Here is a 12,737-nt window from a genome sequence, read left to right as displayed (position 1 = left end):
CTTAAATAGGAGGAAACAGATGCGTCGTTGGATTATTCATCTAGTTATGGCTGTTATTGGAGCATCATTAGGCATCACTGTTGTACCATCCATTCTAAAAATGTTTAGTTGGGACAAGGGGATTCTACAATACGAAGTTGTTGACGGTATCATTGGTGCAATTATTTTTATTATTCTTTCATTTGTGTTTGCTGGCTCAATACTTAAAGGACTGAGACAGATCGACTCTAAAATCTCTAAAATGAATATGTCGAAAATGGTTTTCAATATCATTGGGATTGTTTTGGGACTTTTAGTAGGGGTTATCGGAAGTATCCCATTAAGATTTTTAAACGTTCCAATTTTGGGGAACATCATCTCATTTTTATTTGTTTTGGTCATGATTTATCTCGGCTACGTCCTGTTTGACCGACGCGGTGATGAGATTGCAAAAGTTTTCTTTCGTAAACGCCGAGAAGTGTTGGCCACTGAGGCACCAGCAACTCCGGATCAGCCAGTGAATGAAATAAAGACAGAAAAAAGTGTTCTATTAGATACAAGTTCAATTATTGATGGACGAATTTTAGATGTCCTCAAAACAGGATTTATTTCTGACAAGGTAATTGTTCCTAACTTTGTGATTTTAGAATTGCAGCTTATCTCAGACAGCTCAGATCCCCTTAAAAGAGCAAAAGGGCGCCGTGGCCTTGATTTAGTGAATGAGTTGACCAATTTTGAACAAGTAGAAATCTCACAAGTGGATTTCACAGATGTTCGAGAAGTTGATACAAAGTTGCTCAAATATGCCAGCAGTACAGGAGCGAAATTAGTCACTAATGATTTCAACCTCAACAAAGTTGCAGAAATTCAAGGCGTCCAAGTTTTAAACATCAACGACTTGGCAAATGCAGTTAAAACCCAGCTTGTTGTCGGCGAACACATCAATGTTCAAATTATCCGTGCAGGATCAGAGCGCCAACAAGGTGTTGCCTATCTGCCAGATGGTACAATGATTGTCATCGAAGATGCAGCGAAATTGACCGAAAAAACCGTCACGGTAGAAGTGGCAAAAGTCTTGCAAACCAGTGCAGGTCGCATGATTTTTGCTGACTTGGTCAAAAAATAAGCTATCTATGAAAGCCGACTCTTTGTCGGTTTTTATGCTAAAATGAAGACAATAAAATTTGATTTGGAGGTTATCATGTACTTTAAACGCTTTGCACAGTTGTTTATTATTTTTTTAATCGCCCTTGCAGCTTTTACTGTGATTTTAGAGACAAATTTTGGTAATTTTTGGCTACGATTTTTTCTCGGAGTGCTGGTGGCTTACATCGTTCTTACTCTTCCCCTAGTGTTATTGACGATTGCTAAAGCAAATAAAAAAGCAAATGCCGTGGGAGTAGCTAGTCCAAAGAGCGAATTTTCTCTTATTTTAAAAGATTTTCCAGGTTACCTTGCTTTGAGTGTGTCTAGTGGTCAAGGTAAAAGTTCAACAACAATTATGAGCTTTATTCAAGCTCATAATGCAGAAAACCAGCTCTATATGGTAGCAGAAAAGACTACTACCAAAGTGCAAAATCTTAAGCAAAATTCCGCAGTAAGTTTTACAACTTGGTTTGACAATTTAGAAAAAGGTGGTCGTCTTTCCTCGAACCGTGTCACTGCCGAAATTCTAGAAGACGTCGAGGCTAAAGCAATCGTCAAAATCGAACCTTTGATTTTATCCCTCCATGAAAATGCGGGGAATATGTCCATTATTCGTTTGAATATCCACTCCGCTCTCTATGAAAATTTCAAAGGACAACTGACCGTTATCAATTTTGAGAAAGAAAGAACTACCAAAAACAGGTAGTTTTTTTCTGATAAAAAAGCTTGACAAGTTCACTACTTAGTAGTATTATATAGCCGTAATAAGTATCACAGACTACTAAAGGAGAAAAAATGAACCAAATCACAGAAATGCTCAAAGGAGTTTTGGAAGGAAGTGTTCTTGAAATCATTGGGCAAGGCGAAACGTACGGTTATGAAATCACTCAGAAACTAAAGACACTTGGTTTTGAAGATGTGGTTGAAGGAACGGTCTATACTATTACTATGAGACTTGAAAAAAAGCAGCTCGTTGAGATTGAAAAAAAGCCTTCAACAATGGGGCCATCTAGAAAATGGTATCGCTTGAGTCCGGCAGGAGAAATCGAGCGCCAAAAGTTTTGGAAAAAATGGAGTTTTATCGCAGAACGTTTAGAAGTCTTACGCAAGCAAGAAAATTTGGAGGGAAATCATGACTGAGCAAAGAAATATTTTTGACAGAATGCTTGGCTTAGAAGAAAAACGGACTTTTCGTGAATTTGAAGTCCGTGCCAAAGCACTGGGAGCTGATTATTATGAAGATTATGTTCAGCTTAAAGATTATATTTGGCTTTCTGGAGCGACAAGATGGAAAGATTTCAAATTTATTTTCGATCAAATCTTGGACTTACTTGAAGAATGTGCCGTACAAAAACGTCAGTTGACCGATTTGATAGGGGCGGACGTAGCTGCTTTTATTGACCAAATGATTGAAAGTAAAAGTTGGGAAGATAAGCAAAGAAGAAAATTAAATAAGGCGGTGAAAAAATGACAACTTTTGAAAAAATCTTTGGCGCTTTGGAAGAGAAAAAAGAGTGGCGACAACTCCAAGCGCGTGCCAAAGCCTTGCCACCCGAATTTTTCAGCGCCTACAAAGCCCTTACAAAATATCTTTTTAATATGGGCTTGTCAGATTGGCACATTTTTGGCGACATTTTGGATTTATTTGAAAATGCTGTGGCAAATGAGCGGACAGTAGTAGAAGTTTTAGGTGCAGATATCGCCACATTTGCTGACGAATTGCTACTTGATAATAAAAATGACTGGCGAGAAAAACACCGTCAAAAACTTAATGCTTATTTTGCTAACAAATGAACTGACCATTACGTCAGTAAAAAATTAAATCAAAAAAGTTACTGACACAGCCGCCAGTAACTTTTTTTGTTATCAAAATTCCATCACCATGTTATACCAAGTTTCGCCACCGAGCTGGGACTCTGAGAGCCCCTCATTAGTAAAACCATGCTTTTCATAATAAGGAATCAAATAATCATGGCAAGTCAAACTAATCCCTAAACGTCCTTTAGAACGGGCTTCTTTTTCGAGCAAAAGTAAAAGCTTCGTTGCAATCCCTAGTTTTTGATAATCAGGATTAACAGTCAGGCTAATCACCTTTTGAAAACCAGAAGAAAAAGGATTTGGGTCGGTATGTTCAAAGCAATCATCACTCAAATAGCGATTTTCAGTGACTGGCCCAACGATGTAGCCTACAAGTCGTCCTTCGCTGTTTCGAGCTACAATGAAAGTATCTGGAATTTGATTGATTCGTTCAATCATTGATTCTAAAGTGAGTGCTTCATTTTCTGAGAAAGTTAATCGTTCAATCTCCATAACATCATCTATATCATTTAGAGTAATTTGATTGTAAGTAATTTCAGTCATATTCTCATTCTAACATAAATAATATGAAAAAAAGAATACAACATTTCTCTTCAGTGTAATCTAAAGAAATCAATATCACGATAAATTCACTTAAGTTATTCAAGTTAAACCTATTGTAACACCTGATATAAAAGTGTATAATAGTTATACTAAAACAAATAGACAATTTAACAAATGTAAATACTAAGCATGGAGAGATTTAATGAATCCGAGTTTGACAAAAAAAGAAAATAAAAACAGACGACGGGCGAAAATTTTTGTCGGTTTTTTAGTCAGCACGAGTATTCTTGGAGGGATTAGTCTAGTTCCCATTTATGATGGAAAAAATATTGTCTTTGCCGCCAGCCAAATAGGCTCAGAACTTCCAACTTTGCAAACAGGTGAAAAAATTGATAGTGCAACGCATGATTACAATTCTGCAGATATTTCAAACGGCGACTCTTGGACAACAGCGGGTACAGCTTCCCCAACTTCTCCTAATCAGCTTTTTTCGACAACTTTGGTTAATAATAGTCTATCTTCTGCAGGCTTTGCTCTGTTTAAAGGAACGCTAGATATGACAAAGCCCGTCAGTTTTTCGGGTAATTTTCAGATTCAAGGGACAAGCTTAGAAGTTGGGGATTCTCTCGGTTTCATTTTGACACCACTTGACGTGAGTAGTATTCAAACTGGTCAAACAGGGTCAAGACTTGGTCTGGGTGGTCTAGCTAATTCAACTTTTTTAGGGCGTGATTTATATTATAACACAGGAGGGAGTGGCGACATTTTCGATGAAAACCCAACAAATGCGTGGTTTTCTGGTGCATCAAATGCCGTAGTCATTCGTTCGACCGACAGCACAGGCAATCTGGAATATTCCGATGGTAAGACAGGCTCGTACCCTGTTGCTTCGGCACCAGACAAAGGTGTAGATGGGAATATCAATGAGACGATGGGCTTTGAGTGGACACCGACAGCAACAGATTCTTCAGGTGTTACAGGAATTTTGAAATATACATTAATTCCAGCAGATGGTAGCCCCTCTGTCAGCCTTGAAAAAACAATGACTGTTGCGTCCTCACTGTCACTAGGGGTTATTGGAGCAACGGGTGGCAATACAGGTGTTCTAACCTACAGCAATAATGGAAGTACCTTTACCGCATCAAAAGGAACGGCTGAAGTTACTGTTAATTATTTGGACAAAAATACTGGAGATAAACTAGCTGAACCATCTACCATTGTGGCAAATGTTGGGGATACTGTAAATATTTTAAATTCTTCAAGTCAAATAACTACAACTTCTAATTATGACGAAAATTATGGAGCGCCAAAGATTAGTGGATATGATTATGTAAGTGCTACGCCACTTGAAGTCGCTAATAATAGCTCTAATAATGTAATCAATATTTATTATCAAACTCAAAAATATACAACAGTCAATAAGGACGACCACGGCAACACCTTAAGCTCAACTGACGGTTACAAACTGATTTCAACAACACAAAACTCAAGCTCAGAAATCGTGGATAATGTTTCTGTGACCAATAACATCACTACGAATATTTGGCATAAACCCGTCAACACGATAGTCAACCAAGATGACACAGGCACCCCCCTGACTGACACCAGTGGTTTAAAATTAATGAGCAGTACAACAAGTACGCCAGATGCGACCACTGGAGATACCACGACGACAGTTATTTGGCATAAACCCGTCACAATCAACGCTAGCAAGATAGTAAATCTTGATGAGAACGGCAATGAATTGACAGATACTGAAGGTTATGTTCACTCAGAACAAATAAGAACTCCCATGGTAACTTCAAGTGTTGCCCTAAACGGAGATATCACAAACCTTACAACAAATTATTTGATTTGGCATAAAGTAGTGACAAAAACTGTTAATGTGATTCGAAACATTGATGAGAATGGGAAAGAGCTTTTGAATACGAAAGGTTATGATAAAGTTTCTCAATCAGAAAAGAGTGCCCACTCTACTGCTGAAAACGGGGATATTACAGTCACCAAAACATTAACGATTCAGTGGAATAAACAAAATTTACCACAAAAAATTACTCAATCCATTGATAAAAAAGTAGAAATACCATCGTCAGAAGCTCAACCTGCACAGCAAACACCAGCTTCATCAAGCACGCAAACAGTAGGAGCAGGCCCACAAAAATCCGTAAAAAAGACAAGTCAGTCTACCAAGAGTTCAAAAGCAAATAGCACACAAAAAAGAACAACACCAAAAAGTTCAGAGCCAAGCTCAGCAGTAAAAGTTGAAAAACAAACCAAAGTTCAAAAGGTCAAAAACTCCGCTCATCTCAATTCAAAGCCAGAAATGACAGAGCATCAAAAGTTGATGAAAGTGCTTAAAGTTGAGAGTGCAGGCGCTGGGGGAGCAATTGGTGGAATGGTAATTTCAGGAGTTCTTTGGACACTGATTCAAAAATTCTTGCCAGCTGGTTTATTTGCCTTCATTATCGGAGGAAAAAGACGCAAGAAAAAGGATGAGGAGGATAAATAAAATGAACAATTATTTTATTCGTCTTATGGACGCCTTGGAAAGACTCGAGCGCAACCTCTTCAAAATCAATGACCTCAAAAGAGAATTTGAGTATCAAGTGAACAAGCTGGTCAATAGACAAGCTTTATTCACAGCGCTTGTTCTTCCTATCGTGATACTTACTGTCTATACTTTAAATGGAAGTGGGATGTTTTCTAAAAATGTTCTTCACGAATCTGCAAGTGTGGTTGGTATCCGGATGTTTGGTGCAGGTTTTATCACATGGACTATTGGAGTACTATTGGATTTCTTCTTTAAATATTTGTTTTATAGAGACTATCTTCCAAATGGTAAAACAGAACACCAAAAAAAATTGATGCCTGCCTATGCACAGAAAAGAGAAGAAATTATTAAAAGTGTGCAACCTATCATTAAACAAGAGATTGAACCTTTAAATATTCCTGAAGAGTTTATTGACGTTCCAACAGTCAGTGTTTTGATGAACTATGTCAATGAGAAAAGGGTTGATACGCTTGATGAGGCTGTAGAATTATTTAAAAAAGAAAATACCTTGGCTTATCAAGAAAATAGACAATCACTACTTGAACGGTTCAAAGAAGCTGAACACGAAAATTTCTTAGTGGGGATTGAGGAAAATTAAGGAGTAACAAAAATGAATGCTAAAAAAGTAAAGATAGGAGTTCTATCACTTATAGCTATTCTGGCACTGGTCAGTCTATCCTTTAGTATGATAAAAGGAGCAAAGGCAGGTACAGATTCAGATATTCCAACTTACAGCGGTGTGGGAAATGGAGGTGCACTCTCTGTTCAAATCGGTGCGGCTAATTATCCTTACAATATCGCAGATTCAAGTTTGAGTGCTACTCAAGCAAGAATGACAGGGCAAAAATTGACCTCCAGTGCATCAGCAACAGATTCAGCTGGTAACTCACTAAACTTCAATGCAAGCTACAACAGTGGACTTTCAACCTCCGATGGAAACATCACGACCTCAAATATCAAAAGTGTGATTCAAGCATTAGATTTAACAATCAATGGAGTTGCCTTGACCCAGTATGTCAAGAGTCCAATAATCGTCAATGGAATCAAGTATTCGGGTTTTCTTGAGTCTGCCGAAGGCGCAACGATTCCTTATTGCACAATTTTGGTGAATGATTCTTTGCCGATGAATATTTATAATGCCAGCTCTCTGTTTATGACTCTTCCAGGTTTTGACTATGTGGGAGATGGTAACCAAGGAGTTGGAGCAATGGCTGATTTCAAAATGAGTACTTCTGATTTTGTTCGAGGGGCAACAAACTGGATTGGCTTATCAAACCTTAATCAAGCGCAGGATCAAATCAATATTACGATGTCAGGGCATGATATAACTTTGAGTGGGAAAACAAATTTTGCTGGGCTGGGAAATGTCCCTTATGAAATTAACTTGGATATTGAGACCAAAAAAGAAACAAATGCAACCGAACCAGGAGCACTAGATTTTCATGTTACGACAACACGTGCGAAAATCAACGGTGCTTCGGTAGATTCAAGTTTGGTTCTCAATACAATTTATAAGCTTGTTCAGAATCAAAATACTAACAATTTTATGACTTACACGGGTGGAGATGCTTTTGATTTAGATGTCGAAAAGATGCCAGGCGGTGCAAATTTGTATGAGAACGATAATTACGGAAACTCGACGTGGAAGAACAGTCGGATTCTGGTTGCTGTAAATTGGACAACGGGAACTTTCTATTATGATTATCCAGATGGTAGCGGAAGTCATAATGTCCCAATTGTATTGGATAACTAAATGATAAAAGAGGAGTTCAGATTTATTCTGAGCTTCTCTGCTATTATTGGTAATAATGAGAAAAAGATGAATAAATTAAACCTTTGGAGTAAATTACGAAACACATCGGGGAATAAAGCTGCACAGCGTTTTGTCCAAGATAAGTTTTATGAAAATGGAAGTAAAGTTTACAAGTTGGCACAAGCTCTAGTTGCTATTATTGGCTGGCTCGTTTTGCTGTTTCCTTTACTGATTATGATTAACTCTATTTTGGAAAAACCTTTATTTACTTTTATTTATCATTGGAGCGGTAAACAAGGACATATTTTCTTGACCTACATCAGCATTGTAGTTGTCGTGGGAATTTTGGTTTTGGGTACAGCGAGTTTTTTCCTTGTGCGCCGAAATAATCTCATGGAAATACAAAAATTAGCCGAGAAAAAATTTTATGATGAAGAAAAAAATAAGATACGTTTGGCTTTAATGGAAGAGCTTTACAGTGAACGGTTTGGGGACAAAACTTCGCGAGAAAGTGCTGGTTATTATGTTGTTTCACCTGAGCAAAATTTTCCTAAGAATTATATAAGAAGCCATTATAAAGAAAATGAAAATGAGCCAGAAAGGGCAGAGTAAAAATGAGAATAATGACAATTTTGTCTATGATTTTGCTACTTTATCCTTTGTTGGCAGCAATTTCATACACGATTGGCGGTTATTTATATAATTTTGTTTATAAGGGCAATTTAAAAAAATTTCATAGAATGTCAGTAGAAAAAGAGCCGTTCATCACAATTATGGTTCCAGCTCACAATGAAGAAGTGGTCATTGAAGATACGATCAACTATCTGGCTCATGAGATGAATTATCATAATTATGAAATTTTGGTGATAGATGACGCTTCAACAGATTTGACCGTCTCTATCGTACAACGTTTAAAACTGTATATTCCTAATTTACGCTTGATTCAGATTGTAGAAAATCACGGGAAAGCCCATGCCTTTAATGTTGCAATGGCTTTTGCCAAAGGGGAGTTCGTTCTTTCAAATGATGCAGATACTACACCAGAGCCCGATGCGCTATGGAAGTATATGAACTATTTTTTGGACAGCCGTTATCAAAATACGGGTGCTGTCACGGCAAATATGGATACTCAAAATCGCAATGGTCTGCTTGAAAAATCAACCACAGTAGAATTTTCATCAATCATGGGCTTGATAAAACGCGCTCAGCAAGGGACTCTTGGCTCTGTTTATGCATTCAATGGTGCAAATACAATGTATCGCAAAGCAGCAGCATTGGATGTGGGTGGTTTTAGGCAAGATCGTGCAACGGAGGATATTTCGATTGCTTGGGATATGCAGTATAACGGTTGGCGGGTTTATTTTGCTCCGGAAATCATGTTTTATATGAATATTCCTGATAATGGGATTGATTTTTACCATCAACGTTTGCGCTGGGCAATGGGTGGAACAGAGTCTTTGATTGATAATTTTTGGCGTATTATGCGTCATCCGATTAAACGGATTGAAAAAGTAGTGATGCTCTTTGATCAAATGAGTAGTATTTTATGGTGTTTGTACTATTTTTTCACGACAATCACAATGACAGTGAATGTTGTGTTATTTATGATTATTGGGGAGTATAGCTCGGCAAGTTATACTTTTGAAAGTTTTGTTATTTTTCTTTCGTTTATGGTTGTTTTTGGACTGAGTCAGTTGATTTTGGCTCTTATACTTGATAATGATGGAGCAAAATTGAAGTATCTCTTATTTGCGCCTTTATATCTTCTCTTTTTCTGGCAAATTAACGTTATCACTGTTGTAAATACCTTCTTTTCGGCGATTAAGAGTACGACGACTTATGAATCTAAAGGGAACTGGAAGTCGCCTAAGCGGGTAAAGATAAATAAGGACGAAAAATGAAACATTCAATAAAATTTCCTAAACACCTTATAAGAAAGCTGTTAGCTTTGTTTGTGACAGGGCTTATTTGTGTGGTGACTTATTATTTTGTGCATAATTTGAGTAAGTATGTTCCGATTTACAGCGGTGATGATTTGCGTTATGGCTATGTTTATCATGGAGGAAGTCCCGCTTCGATGCCACGTATTACGACGCTTTCTCAGTTTATAAAATCAGTAGTTTTTCACTTCTTATGGTGGAATGCACGTTTTCCAGCGATTGTGGGAGAAATGATTGCACCGATGTTGAAACAAACGACTTTTTCGATAATCACAAGTGTGTTTTATTTACTAACAGGCTTAATGATCAATCTGACGGCTTTGGGACGAAAGGTTTTGATTCGTCCTCACCTTTTGGCGTTAACTTACTTGATGATGTGGCTATTGATCCCAGGGTTCGGCATGGCTGTGTTGTGGCATTCTGGTGCGCCTAATTACTTATGGATTGTGCCAATCTATCTCTTATTTTTGCTTCCTTATATTTATAATTCAAAGCCAAAATATCCAGCCTTTCGTTTCTTTTTTGTGGTAATTATGGGAATTCTGGCTGGAACTTCTAATGAATTAGCTGGCCCTCAGGTCATTATTGTCGCCTTCTTGTTGTCATTTTTTGACAATAAAAACTTTGAGGCGGATTGGAAATGGGTGGGTTTGATTACGGCTAGTGTTGCTGCTTTCATTGCTATTTTTAGAGATATGATTGGTGGAGAATCGGCTGGTGCTTACGGGACAGGGAAGGTTTCGTTGGGTGAAATCAGTCAAAATACGCTCCATTTCTTGGGATTGATTATTTTGATTGATATTTTATTGGTGGCTTTTTTGGTTGTTTATCGGAAAGTACAGACTGATGAGATGTTGCCTTTTAAAATTCATAGGCATTTGTTTATTGGGGTAGTGTTTATGATTGGTGGTTTTGCTGGGATTGGTGCTTTAGTTATTTCTCCAGTCATTAAGGGAACTACAATGTTTTCTGACTATATCTTTTTTATGGTGGCCTTTGTGAATCTGGTTCAGGCTGTTTTGGAAATTCGTCATCGGCAGTTGGTTTATCATCTTTTCCTTGGTTTTGTTGCTTTTGGCTTGATTTTTATCGCTTTTCCCAAGTATGAAACTTATCTCAGTACGGTGCAAAAGCAGTCTAATCTCGTATATACGGGGACGCAATTGGGACTGCAGGCACAAAAGGACAAGGAGAAAAATAAAGAGCTGGCAATACCAGATTTGGGTTATTTGGCTGACGATAGTCCCTTTGCTGGGGGTTATGTAGGGTGGTATTCTAAAACCAACTTTATGAACATTTGGTATGAGCGCAAATACGGTGTAAAAAAGGTGACTTTGGGTTACAAGGGAGAGATTTTGGCCAATCCGGTCACTCCGGACTTGTTCGTGGTGGCTGTTGAAGGAGTGTATAATACTTATCTCAATCCTACCATGCAAAAAATAGCGAATTGGTGGTATGCTTTGGAGTCTGGTGCGACAAGAGTATCGGCGGAGACAAAGAAGCGTACGACTACTCCAAAGGTGAAATCAGTGGTTGATAATCAAGTGAATACCAATCCAGCGATGCGGGAGTTAATAATTTATTTTTATAATCCGCAGGGAGAAAATGTTGGGAAACAACAGATTTTGTCTTATCCAGGAACGAATTTTGATATTAGTTGGTTAAGGGTGACGGGTTATCACCTGGGAGCGTCCACCCCTAGACGCTATAAATTCACTTCTGCTAAGGAACAGACTTTATCAATTCGGGTTTATCCTAATCGCCAAACGTTTACGATTCAGTATAATCTGGGAGAGAAGGCCCTGTCGAGTGAGTTGGTTGAGGGCTTCACGGGGGAAAAGATTCCAGCTCATTTGCCTTATGGTTATAAGGCTGCGCGAGCTAAAGCATTGTCGCAGAAGATTCCCGCTACTCAATCTTCTGAAGCTCTGGTTATTCAGGTGGTTCAAAAGCCCTTCTGGCAAAGATTACCAGAATTTTGGCCATTTTATTTGATTCTGTTTGTTTTTGGTGTCTTTTTGGCCCTAGACAGAACTGTACTTGTATTAAGAAAATCGAAGGAGGAGAAAAGCGTAGGATGAAAAAATTATCACTCGTCATACCTTGTTATAATGAAGAAGAAGGATTGCTTTTATTTTTTGAAGAAGTGGAGAAAGTCCGCAAAAATTTGCCCTTGGAATTTGAATACTTATTTGTAGATGACGGTTCTACGGATGGAACTCTGAAGGTTTTGCGTACGTTAGAAGCGGAGCATTCTGAAGAGGTACATTATCTGGCGTTTTCTCGAAATTTTGGGAAAGAGGCAGCTTTATATGCTGGTTTACAAGCGTCAACTGGTGATTATGTGACGCTCATGGATGCCGACTTGCAAGATCCGCCTGAACTTTTATTAGAAATGTATGCTAAAATTCAAGCTGAGGAAGTCGATTGTGTGGCGGCAAGGCGGTCTGACCGTTCTGGGGAACCTTTCTTGCGGAGTTTGTTTTCACGTTTATTTTATCGGATTATGAATCTTATCAGTTCAACACCGGTGATTGATGGAGTGCGTGATTTTCGGCTGATGACGAGGCAAATGGCGGATAGTATTTTGGAACTATCGGAGTACAATCGGTTTTCCAAGGGGTTATTGACTTGGGTGGGTTATCATACGGAATATGTGGCTTATGAGAATCATGAGCGTGTGGCGGGAAAAACTTCATGGAATTTTTGGAGCTTGCTGCGCTACTCGATTGATGGTTTTATCAATTTTTCGGAGGTGCCTTTGATTATTGCGACTTGGAGTGGGATTATTTCGACTTTTCTGTCGCTTTGTGCCATCGCTTTTTTGATTATTCGTCAGCTGTTCTTTCATCATTCGGTTAGTGGTTGGACTTCGCTGACTGTGATTGTCATCTTTTGTTTTGGTTTTACTTTGATGATGTTGGGGATTATTGGAAAATATATTAGTAAGATTTTTCTTGAAACGAAGCGCCGCCCGATTTATATTGTAAGAGAGAAAAAATAGTGC

13 protein-coding genes are annotated in these 12,737 nt (G+C 38.3%); 12 read left to right on the top strand and 1 reads right to left on the bottom strand.

Annotated features, from left to right (window positions below; genetic code table 11):
- The first annotated feature begins 19 nt into the window (after window positions 1–19).
- From EQJ87_RS07110 to EQJ87_RS07090, 5 genes are all read left to right on the top strand, one after another.
- The gene (locus EQJ87_RS07110) at window positions 20–1,105 is read left to right on the top strand and encodes a PIN/TRAM domain-containing protein (protein WP_130123970.1); all 1,086 of its coding nucleotides are present in this window, start codon (window positions 20–22) and stop codon (window positions 1,103–1,105) included.
- 75 nt (window positions 1,106–1,180) lie between these two features.
- Window positions 1,181–1,831, top strand: coding sequence for a pyridoxamine 5'-phosphate oxidase family protein (locus EQJ87_RS07105; protein WP_130123969.1), 651 nt, complete (start codon window positions 1,181–1,183; stop codon window positions 1,829–1,831).
- Between the two features lie 89 nt (window positions 1,832–1,920).
- Window positions 1,921–2,265, top strand: a complete 345-nt coding sequence (locus EQJ87_RS07100; protein WP_130123968.1) for a PadR family transcriptional regulator — start codon at window positions 1,921–1,923, stop codon at window positions 2,263–2,265.
- On the top strand, window positions 2,258–2,596 hold the full coding sequence (locus tag EQJ87_RS07095) for a DUF1048 domain-containing protein (RefSeq protein ID WP_130123967.1): 339 nt from the start codon (window positions 2,258–2,260) through the stop codon (window positions 2,594–2,596). Before EQJ87_RS07100 ends, EQJ87_RS07095 begins: the two co-directional genes overlap by 8 nt.
- The gene (locus tag EQJ87_RS07090) at window positions 2,593–2,919 is read left to right on the top strand and encodes a DUF1048 domain-containing protein (protein ID WP_130123966.1); all 327 of its coding nucleotides are present in this window, start codon (window positions 2,593–2,595) and stop codon (window positions 2,917–2,919) included. The genes EQJ87_RS07095 and EQJ87_RS07090 overlap by 4 nt, the downstream gene beginning before the upstream one ends.
- 72 nt (window positions 2,920–2,991) lie before the next feature.
- On the opposite strand, the gene EQJ87_RS07085 is transcribed toward EQJ87_RS07090, so the two are convergent.
- Window positions 2,992–3,486 carry a GNAT family N-acetyltransferase gene (locus EQJ87_RS07085; protein ID WP_130123965.1) on the bottom strand — a complete coding sequence of 165 codons (495 nt, stop codon included), beginning with the start codon at window positions 3,484–3,486 and terminating at the stop codon, window positions 2,992–2,994.
- 202 nt (window positions 3,487–3,688) lie between these two features.
- On the opposite strand from EQJ87_RS07085, the gene EQJ87_RS07080 reads away from it, so the two are divergent.
- The 7 genes from EQJ87_RS07080 (at window position 3,689) to EQJ87_RS07050 (ending at window position 12,734) form a co-directional block, all read left to right on the top strand.
- Window positions 3,689–5,995, top strand: coding sequence for a lectin-like domain-containing protein (locus EQJ87_RS07080; RefSeq protein WP_130123964.1), 2,307 nt, complete (start codon window positions 3,689–3,691; stop codon window positions 5,993–5,995).
- Between the two features lies 1 nt (window position 5,996).
- Window positions 5,997–6,635: a hypothetical protein gene (locus EQJ87_RS07075; RefSeq protein WP_130123963.1), complete on the top strand. Its 639-nt coding sequence runs from the start codon at window positions 5,997–5,999 to the stop codon at window positions 6,633–6,635.
- Window positions 6,636–6,647: 12 nt separating this feature from the next.
- Window positions 6,648–7,790 carry a hypothetical protein gene (locus EQJ87_RS07070; RefSeq protein WP_130123962.1) on the top strand — a complete coding sequence of 381 codons (1,143 nt, stop codon included), beginning with the start codon at window positions 6,648–6,650 and terminating at the stop codon, window positions 7,788–7,790.
- A gap of 66 nt (window positions 7,791–7,856) precedes the next feature.
- On the top strand, window positions 7,857–8,402 hold the full coding sequence (locus EQJ87_RS07065) for a hypothetical protein (protein ID WP_130123961.1): 546 nt from the start codon (window positions 7,857–7,859) through the stop codon (window positions 8,400–8,402).
- Window positions 8,403–8,404: 2 nt separating this feature from the next.
- Window positions 8,405–9,691 carry a glycosyltransferase family 2 protein gene (locus EQJ87_RS07060; RefSeq protein WP_130123960.1) on the top strand — a complete coding sequence of 429 codons (1,287 nt, stop codon included), beginning with the start codon at window positions 8,405–8,407 and terminating at the stop codon, window positions 9,689–9,691.
- Window positions 9,688–11,811, top strand: coding sequence for a DUF6056 family protein (locus EQJ87_RS07055; protein WP_130123959.1), 2,124 nt, complete (start codon window positions 9,688–9,690; stop codon window positions 11,809–11,811). Before EQJ87_RS07060 ends, EQJ87_RS07055 begins: the two co-directional genes overlap by 4 nt.
- Window positions 11,808–12,734 carry a glycosyltransferase family 2 protein gene (locus tag EQJ87_RS07050; RefSeq protein WP_130123958.1) on the top strand — a complete coding sequence of 309 codons (927 nt, stop codon included), beginning with the start codon at window positions 11,808–11,810 and terminating at the stop codon, window positions 12,732–12,734. Before EQJ87_RS07055 ends, EQJ87_RS07050 begins: the two co-directional genes overlap by 4 nt.
- Window positions 12,735–12,737: the final 3 nt, after the last annotated feature.

The organism is Lactococcus sp. S-13 (assembly GCF_004210295.1).
Taxonomy (GTDB): Bacteria; Bacillota; Bacilli; order Lactobacillales; family Streptococcaceae; genus Lactococcus.
The sequence above is the reverse complement of the archived record's forward strand: the minus strand, read 5'-3'. Positions and strand labels throughout refer to the sequence as shown.

What these genes read in the sequence shown, in the direction of transcription:
- EQJ87_RS07110 (WP_130123970.1), top strand. Translation starts at nt 20, where the DNA reads ATGCGTCGTTGGATTATTCATCTAGTTATGGCTGTTATTGGAGCATCA.
- EQJ87_RS07105 (WP_130123969.1), top strand. Translation starts at nt 1,181, where the DNA reads ATGTACTTTAAACGCTTTGCACAGTTGTTTATTATTTTTTTAATCGCC.
- EQJ87_RS07100 (WP_130123968.1), top strand. Translation starts at nt 1,921, where the DNA reads ATGAACCAAATCACAGAAATGCTCAAAGGAGTTTTGGAAGGAAGTGTT.
- EQJ87_RS07095 (WP_130123967.1), top strand. Translation starts at nt 2,258, where the DNA reads ATGACTGAGCAAAGAAATATTTTTGACAGAATGCTTGGCTTAGAAGAA.
- EQJ87_RS07090 (WP_130123966.1), top strand. Translation starts at nt 2,593, where the DNA reads ATGACAACTTTTGAAAAAATCTTTGGCGCTTTGGAAGAGAAAAAAGAG.
- EQJ87_RS07085 (WP_130123965.1), bottom strand. Translation starts at nt 3,486, where the DNA reads ATGACTGAAATTACTTACAATCAAATTACTCTAAATGATATAGATGAT.
- EQJ87_RS07080 (WP_130123964.1), top strand. Translation starts at nt 3,689, where the DNA reads ATGAATCCGAGTTTGACAAAAAAAGAAAATAAAAACAGACGACGGGCG.
- EQJ87_RS07075 (WP_130123963.1), top strand. Translation starts at nt 5,997, where the DNA reads ATGAACAATTATTTTATTCGTCTTATGGACGCCTTGGAAAGACTCGAG.
- EQJ87_RS07070 (WP_130123962.1), top strand. Translation starts at nt 6,648, where the DNA reads ATGAATGCTAAAAAAGTAAAGATAGGAGTTCTATCACTTATAGCTATT.
- EQJ87_RS07065 (WP_130123961.1), top strand. Translation starts at nt 7,857, where the DNA reads ATGAATAAATTAAACCTTTGGAGTAAATTACGAAACACATCGGGGAAT.
- EQJ87_RS07060 (WP_130123960.1), top strand. Translation starts at nt 8,405, where the DNA reads ATGAGAATAATGACAATTTTGTCTATGATTTTGCTACTTTATCCTTTG.
- EQJ87_RS07055 (WP_130123959.1), top strand. Translation starts at nt 9,688, where the DNA reads ATGAAACATTCAATAAAATTTCCTAAACACCTTATAAGAAAGCTGTTA.
- EQJ87_RS07050 (WP_130123958.1), top strand. Translation starts at nt 11,808, where the DNA reads ATGAAAAAATTATCACTCGTCATACCTTGTTATAATGAAGAAGAAGGA.